General features: G+C 31.4%; 4 protein-coding genes. All 4 read left to right on the top strand.

What is annotated here, in order from left to right; translation table 11 throughout:
* A partial coding sequence (locus tag MR593_RS06185; protein ID WP_290690905.1) for a molybdopterin-containing oxidoreductase family protein occupies window positions 1-1,290 on the top strand: 1,290 nt, incomplete at its 5' end.
* 223 nt (window positions 1,291-1,513) lie between these two features.
* Complete coding sequence (gene spoIIAA, locus MR593_RS06180; protein ID WP_290690902.1) at window positions 1,514-1,846, top strand: anti-sigma F factor antagonist; 333 nt, start codon at window positions 1,514-1,516, stop codon at window positions 1,844-1,846.
* Window positions 1,847-1,863: 17 nt separating this feature from the next.
* Window positions 1,864-2,292: an anti-sigma F factor gene (gene spoIIAB, locus MR593_RS06175; protein WP_290690900.1), complete on the top strand. Its 429-nt coding sequence runs from the start codon at window positions 1,864-1,866 to the stop codon at window positions 2,290-2,292.
* Between the two features lie 22 nt (window positions 2,293-2,314).
* Window positions 2,315-2,914: sigma-70 family RNA polymerase sigma factor (locus tag MR593_RS06170; RefSeq protein WP_290690898.1), on the top strand; the 600-nt coding region annotated here is incomplete at its 3' end.

Raw genomic sequence — 2,914 nt, 5'->3', positions numbered from 1 at the left:
TATATTCAAAATTATACTTTTGGATTTGAGCATTATATGGCGTATTTAGACAGACTTGATTTGGATTTTTTAATTTCTGAATGTAATACTAGCAAGGAAACTGTGGAGAAAATCGCTCGTATTTACTGTGAAAAATATTCTACAATATTAATTGGTCATGGACTTCAAAGATATAAAAACGGTGGAAATACTATAAGAGCTATAAATGCACTTGGGGCTATAACTGGTCAAATTGGATTTTCTGGAGGCGGCGTTAATTATGCAAATAGTATTTATCCTCCAGTTTTAGATACTGATCCATATAAGAGCTATATATATGCTGATAACAGGGAATTTTATGTCAGCCATATTAGTGATTTTATTGAAAAACCAGAAGAATATTCTGTAGGGTGTGATGATAGTACCCCTGTAAAGGCAATTGTGGTTACGACGAGTAATTTATTGAATCAATTGCCGGATTTGAACAGATTGAAGGAGGTTTTTTCAAAAATCGAATTTAAGGTCTGCTTTGATTTATTTATGACTGATACTGCTCAGATGTGTGATTTATTTATACCTACGAGTACAACACTTGAAAGTGAAGATTTGATTTTTTCATCTATGTGCAATCCATATCTAACTTATAATGAGTGTGCAGTTGAACCTAGACACAAACTGATGGACGAATATTATTTCTTTATGGAAGTTGCTAGAAAAATGAATATAGAGAATTATCCATTTGTAACAAAGCAGGAATATTTAAGCGAGGTAATTAAACCTCTTGATAAATATTATAAGGATATAGATTTAGAATTTATTAAGAATAATTACGTAAATATACAACAAGATGTAGCTTGGAAGGATAAAAAGTTTGAAACTGTGACAAAGAAATATGAGTTTTATAGTTTACAAGCTTTACATGATGGTGTTATTCCGATACCTGTCTATGATGCTATAGAGAAAAATGGTGATTCTAAAAAATTTAGGTTGTTGACTATGCACCATAAAAATACAATATCGAGTGCTCATTTTATGGATGAAGAGGGTATTTGCAAGATTTATATCAACGATAAGGATGCTAAAGAGCTTAATGTTAAAGAAAATGATACAGTTAGAGTAAAATCTCACAATGGAGAGATAAATGCACGTGTTAGGATTGATGAAACTATGTTGTCCGGCGTAGTAAACATATACCAAGGCTGGTGGAAGAAGCATGGAAATCCAAACTACTTAATAGATAGTGGAATATCAGATTTTGGTGGTCAGGTAGCATATTATGATACATTTGTAGAGATAGAAAAAGTTTTATAGAAGATCATAAGGTATAAACGATTTTAAAATAAATTTGTTTATACCTTTGTTTTTTTATGTATATAAATACAAAAAAAGGAAATAATGATAATAGTATTTTTTAGTTTTTTAATTATAGCTTCCATAGACAGGATTAAACAAAACTAGCTAAATTTCATTGAAGGAATCAATTTGTAAAAAATAGAATTGATTATCAGTAAGCTTCAAATGGGAGGGATGCCAAGTGATTAAATGTTATTTAGATGATAAGACGCTATTGGTTCAATTTACAACCACAGAGTTAGATCATCATGTATCTACTTATGTAAGAGAAAATGTAGATGAAATTATAATGAGAAAAAATATAAAAAATATTATATTTGATTTTCAAAACATAAGATTTATGGATTCTTCAGGAATAGGAGTTATTATAGGTCGATATAAGAAAATTGCCAATGCTCATGGAAAGGTATCTGTAATAAATATGAATCCGAGAGTAGAGAAGGTTTTTAATTTATCGGGAATGGGAAAAATAATAAACGTATGTAAGTCATATGAAGATGCGATAAATTCTTAATAAGGGGGAACTACATTATGAGTAATATTATGGAAGTAAAGTTTTCTGCAAAATCAGAGAATGAGAGCCTTGCAAGAGTAATAGTTGCATCTTTTGCAGCTAAATTAGATCCAACTATAGATGAATTATCAGACATAAAAACTGCTGTATCTGAAGCTGTAACTAACGCGATTATCCATGGATATGAAGAGGATGAGAGTAAGTTTGTACATCTTAGATGTGAATTAATTGAAAATACTATAAAGATAGTCGTTGAAGATTACGGCAAGGGCATTGAGGATGTAGAAGAAGCTAGACAGCCGATGTTTACATCGAAGCCAGAGCTAGAACGATCTGGTATGGGATTTTCATTTATGGAGAGCTTTATGGATGATGTGCAAGTAGCATCGATAGTAGGAGAGGGAACTAAAGTTATAATGACTAAAACGATAGAAATACCTAAATAAATTCAGAATAGAGGTTTGATTTATGGGGATAACTGCTAAAAAGGAAGAAAAAAAGCATTTACTTAGCCATGAGGAGACTTTAGAATTAATTCAAAAAGCTCAAAAAGGAGATGAAGACGCTAAGGAATTGCTTATATCTAGCAACCTCGGGTTAGTCAGAAGTGTCGTTGGCAAATTTGCCAATATAGGCTATGAAAGAGATGACTTATTTCAGTTAGGATCTATAGGTTTGATTAAAGCTATATATAAATTTGATCTTAGCTACAATGTAAAATTTTCTACATATGCTGTGCCGATGATTTTAGGAGAAATAAAACGATATTTAAGAGACGATGGCATGGTGAAGGTATCTAGATCGCTTAAGCAGCTTGCAATTAAAATTAAGGTGCAAGGAGAGGAATTGAGCAAAAAATTAGGTAGAGATCCCACTATAGAAGAAATAGCAGAAGAATTAAACGTCGAAAAAGAAGATGTAGTAATGGCTATAGAGTCTAATTTTTCAGTAGAATATTTGCAAGGAGTTATACATGAAGAAGAGGGTTCACCTATATGCCTTATAGACAAAATAGCTATGAAAGGAGAAGATGAACAGGATAAAGTAGTAGACAACATACTTCTCAAA

This window comes from Intestinibacter sp. (assembly GCF_022780145.1).
GTDB lineage: Bacteria > Bacillota > Clostridia > Peptostreptococcales > Peptostreptococcaceae > Intestinibacter.
The sequence above is the reverse complement of the archived record's forward strand: the minus strand, read 5'-3'. Positions and strand labels throughout refer to the sequence as shown.

Bases quoted from the DNA above. Each gene is read 5' to 3' on its own strand.
- spoIIAB (WP_290690900.1), top strand. From the start codon at position 1,864: ATGAGTAATATTATGGAAGTAAAGTTTTCTGCAAAATCAGAGAATGAG.